Raw genomic sequence first — 4,195 nt, 5'->3', positions numbered from 1 at the left:
CGGCGCGGGGCGGCGAGCGCAGCGTCGGCCGCGCGCTCCTCGCCGAGCGGCTGGCGCGCCGGCCGGCGACGCCGCTCGACGCGCACTGGTCGCGTGCCATGAGAGGGAAATCCGCCGGCTGACGCCGCTGCCGCCGGGCGCCGCGCCGGCGTCGGCATGCGGGTTGCCGCGGGCCCCCGATGCGTCAGGCACGGACCTCCCCACGCTGGCGTCGCGCCCTGCTGCTGGCGCTGGTGCTGCTGGCGCTCGTCGCCGTCGTCCTGGCGACGCTGGCCTGGCAGCCAGCGATCGACGCCATCGAGCCGCCGCCGCGCAGCAGCTTCGAGCCGACGCTGATCGAGCGAGGCGCGATCCTCGCGAGCGCGGGCAACTGCATCGGCTGCCATGCCGGGCCGGGCGGCGCCGCGTTCGCCGGCGGCCTGGCGCTCGAGACGCCGTTCGGGATCGTCTACTCGACCAACATCACGCCCGACCCGGACACCGGCATCGGCCGCTGGTCGCAGGAGGCGTTCGACCGGGCCATGCGCAAGGGGATCGACCGCCACGGCGCGCACCTCTACCCGGCGTTCCCGTACACCCACTACACCCGGCTCGGCAGCGAGGACCTGCGCGCGCTCTACGCCTACCTGATGACGCGAACGCCGGTCCCTGCCCGCGCGCCCGCCAACGAGCTCGCCTTCCCGCTCGGCTTCCGGCCGCTCTTGGCGGGCTGGAAGCTGCTCTTCTTCTCGCGCGACGCGTTCCGCCCGAACCCGGCACAGAGCGCGGAGTGGAACCGCGGCGCCTACCTGGTCGAGGGCCTGACGCACTGCAGCGCCTGCCATTCGCCGCGCAACGCCTTCGGCGCCGAGCGGCGCGGCCGCCACCTCGACGGCGGCTTCGCCGAAGGCTGGTACTCGCCGGCCCTGAACGCGTCGTCGCCGTCGCCGGTGCCCTGGACGGTCGAGGCGCTGACGACCTACCTGCACACCGGCCTGGTCGAGAACCACGCCATCGCCGGCGGGCCGATGCAGGGCGTGGTGCGCAGCCTGGGCCGGATCCCCGAAGCCGACGTGCATGCCATCGCCACCTACGTCCATTCGCTCATGGGCAGCCCGACGCCGGAGCAGACCGCGCGCGCGAAGGCGAGCGCGCAGCGCGCGGCGCAGGGGCCGCTGGCGCTGGCGACGAGCCGCCAGGCCGCGCCGGCGCCGGAAGACGAAGCCGCCCTGCGCCTCGGCGCCACCGTGTATGCGGGCGCCTGCGCCGGTTGCCACGAGCTCGGCCGCCAGCTGTCCTCGGGCAGCGGCCTGCAGCTGCCGCTCGCCGTGGCGGTGTACGAGCCGACGCCGGCGAGCCTGATCCGGATCGTCCGCGAAGGGATCGCGCCGGCCGAAGGCGAGCGCGGCCGCTGGATGCCAGGCTTCGCCGGCGCCCTGACCGACGAGCAGATGACGGCGCTGGCGCGCTACCTCCGCCGCGCCGCCGCCGACGCCCCGCCCTGGCCCGACGTGGCCGGGGAAGTCCGCAAGGCCCGCCAGCCATGATCACCCTCAACGTCAACGGCGCCGACCGCGCGGTCGATGCCGACGCCGACACGCCGCTCCTCTACGTGCTGCGCGACCACCTGCAGCTCAACGGCGCCAAGTACGGCTGCGGCCTCGGCCAGTGCGGCGCCTGCACCGTCATCGTCGACGGCGAGGCGGTGCTCTCGTGCATCACGCCGATCTCGGTGCTGCCGGGCCGGCGCATCACGACGCTGGAAGGCCTCGGCAGCGCCGCCAAGCCGGGGCCGGTGCAGGCCGCCTTCATCGAGGAGCAGGCGGCGCAGTGCGGCTTCTGCATCCCCGGGATGATCATGCGCGCGCAGGCCCTGCTGCAGCGCAACGCGACGCCGAGCGAGGCGCAGATCCGGGCCCACATGAACGCCAACCTCTGCCGCTGCGGCACGCACAGCCGCATCCTGCGCGCGGTCGGCCGGGCGGCGCAGCGCCTCGAGGGCGGGCGGTGAAGCGACGCCGCTTCCTCGGCGCCGGCGGCGCCCTGGTGCTGAGCTTCTCGCTGCGCGCCGCCGACACGCCGCGGCGCGAGCCGCAGATGCTCGGCGAGGTGCCGGTGGAGAACCCGAAGCTGCCGGGCAGCCTCGAGCAGGAGCCCTTGCTCGACGCCTGGATCCGCATCGGCGCCGACGACAGCATCACCGTCGTCACCGGCAAGGTCGAGCTCGGCCAGGGCGTCAAGACGGCGCTGCTGCAGGTCGCCTGCGAGGAGCTGGCGGTCGATCCGGCGCGCGTGCGGCTGATCACGGCCGACACCGGCGCAACGCCGAACGAGGGCTACACCGCCGGCAGCTCGTCGATGGCCGACAGCGGCACCGCCCTGCTCCACGCCGCTGCGCAGGTGCGCGAGATCCTCGTCGGCCTCGCCGCCACCCGGCTCAACGTGCCGGCGGCGCAATTGACGGTGCAGGATGGCGTCGTCGCCGCACCGGGCGGCCGGCAGCTCACCTACGGCGCCCTTGTCGAGGGCAGGACGCTGCACGTGCGGGCCAAGCCCCGGTCGGCGCTGCGCGACCCGCGCTCGCGCACCGTGATGGGCAAGCCGATGAGCCGCGTCGATATCCCGGCCAAGCTGACCGGCCAGACGATCTACGTCCACGACTTCCGCCCGCCCGGCCTCGTCCACGCGCGGGTGCTGCGCGCGCCGAGCTACGCGGCGCGCCTGCTCTCGTACGACCCGAGCCTGGAAAGGAGCCTGCCCGGCGTGCTGAAGATCGTCCGCCACGGCAGCCACGTCGCCGTCATCGCCGAGCGCGAGTACCAGGCGGTGAAGGCGGTGCGGGCCCTGGCGCGCAGCGCGAAGTGGGAAGAGCGCAGCGACCTGCCGAAGGCAGGCGACATCTACGCGCACCTGGAGAGCCTGCCGGCGCAGCGCCGGGTCGTCGTCGAGCGCGACGCGGGCGTGCCGGGCGGGCGCAGCATCGAGGCGACCTACCGGCGGCCGTACCAGATGCACGCCTCCCTCGGGCCGTCGTGCGCGGTCGGCCTGGCCCAGGAAGGCCACCTGACGATCTGGACGCACAGCCAGGGCGTCTATCCGCTGCGCAGCGCGCTCGCCGAGATGATGGCGATGCCGGTCGAGCGAGTCCGCTGCATCCACATGGAAGGCTCCGGCTGCTACGGGCACAACGGCGCCGACGACGCCGCCGCCGATGCCGCGCTGGCGGCGAGCGGCCTGCCCGGCCGGCCGGTCAGGGTGCAGTGGATGCGCGAGGAGGAGCACGCCTGGGAGCCGTACGGCTCGGCGATGATCGGCCGCGTCAGCGCCCGCCTCGGCGACGGCGGCGAGGTGCTCGACTGGCGCTACGAGGTGCGCAGCGGCTCGCACCTGACGCGCCCCGGCCAGGCCGGCAACCTCGCGCCGGCCTGGCAGCTCGACCCGCCGTTCCGGCTGCCGACGCCGAAGCCGCTGCCGGAGCCGGCCGGCGGCGGCGACCGCAACGCCATCCCGTACTACACGTTCCCGGTCTCGCAGGTCGTCCACCACTTCATCCCGGCGATGCCGGTCCGCGTGTCGGCGCTGCGCGGCCTCGGCGCCTACCTCAACGTGTTCGCGATCGAATCCTTCATGGACGAGCTCGCCGCCGAGGCCCGCATCGACCCGGTCGAGTTCCGCCTCCGCCACCTGGCCGACCCGCGTGCGCGCGACGTGGTCCGGCTCGCCGCCGATCGCTTCGGCTGGCGCAATTTCGAGCGCGCACCGGGGCGCGGCCGCGGCCTAGCCTTCGCCCGCTACAAGAACTTCGCCGGGTACTGCGCCGTGGCCTTCGAGGTCGACGTGCAGCGCGACACCGGCCGGGTCCAGGTGCTGCGCGCCGTCGCCGCGGCCGACAGCGGCGAGGCGATCAACCCCGACGGCATCCGCAACCAGATCGAGGGCGGGATCATCCAGTCGCTGTCGTGGACGCTGTTCGAGTCGGTGGCGATGGAGCCGGCACGGATCACCAGCGTCGACTGGGGCAGCTACCCGATCCTGCGCTTCGCGTCGGTGCCCCCCGTCATCGAGGTGCACCTCGTCTCCCGGCTCGGCCTGCCCTTCCTCGGCACCGGCGAGGCGGCGCAGGGGCCGGCCGGGGCGGCGCTGGCCAACGCCGTCGCCGACGCCACCGGCGTGCGCCTGCGCGAGATCCCGTTCACGCCGCAGCGCGTCCGCGCTG

The 4,195-nt window shown here is 74.7% G+C and carries 3 protein-coding genes; all 3 read left to right on the top strand.

Features of this window, described 5'->3' with window-relative positions:
• Nucleotides 1-179: 179 nt before the first annotated feature.
• A complete protein-coding gene (locus AC30N0_RS05060) occupies nucleotides 180-1,526 on the top strand; it encodes a c-type cytochrome (protein WP_489516841.1) in 1,347 nt (448 codons plus the stop codon).
• Nucleotides 1,523-1,990, top strand: a complete 468-nt coding sequence (locus AC30N0_RS05055) for a (2Fe-2S)-binding protein (RefSeq protein WP_489516840.1) — start codon at nucleotides 1,523-1,525, stop codon at nucleotides 1,988-1,990. The genes AC30N0_RS05060 and AC30N0_RS05055 overlap by 4 nt, the downstream gene beginning before the upstream one ends.
• Nucleotides 1,987-4,195 (top strand): xanthine dehydrogenase family protein molybdopterin-binding subunit (locus AC30N0_RS05050; RefSeq protein WP_489516839.1); only part of this gene is annotated, 2,209 nt, incomplete at its 3' end. The genes AC30N0_RS05055 and AC30N0_RS05050, both read left to right, overlap by 4 nt.

The organism is Rhizobacter sp. (assembly GCF_031412495.1).
GTDB lineage: Bacteria > Pseudomonadota > Gammaproteobacteria > Burkholderiales > Burkholderiaceae_C > Schlegelella_A.
This window is presented reverse-complemented; position numbering and strand designations above follow the sequence as displayed.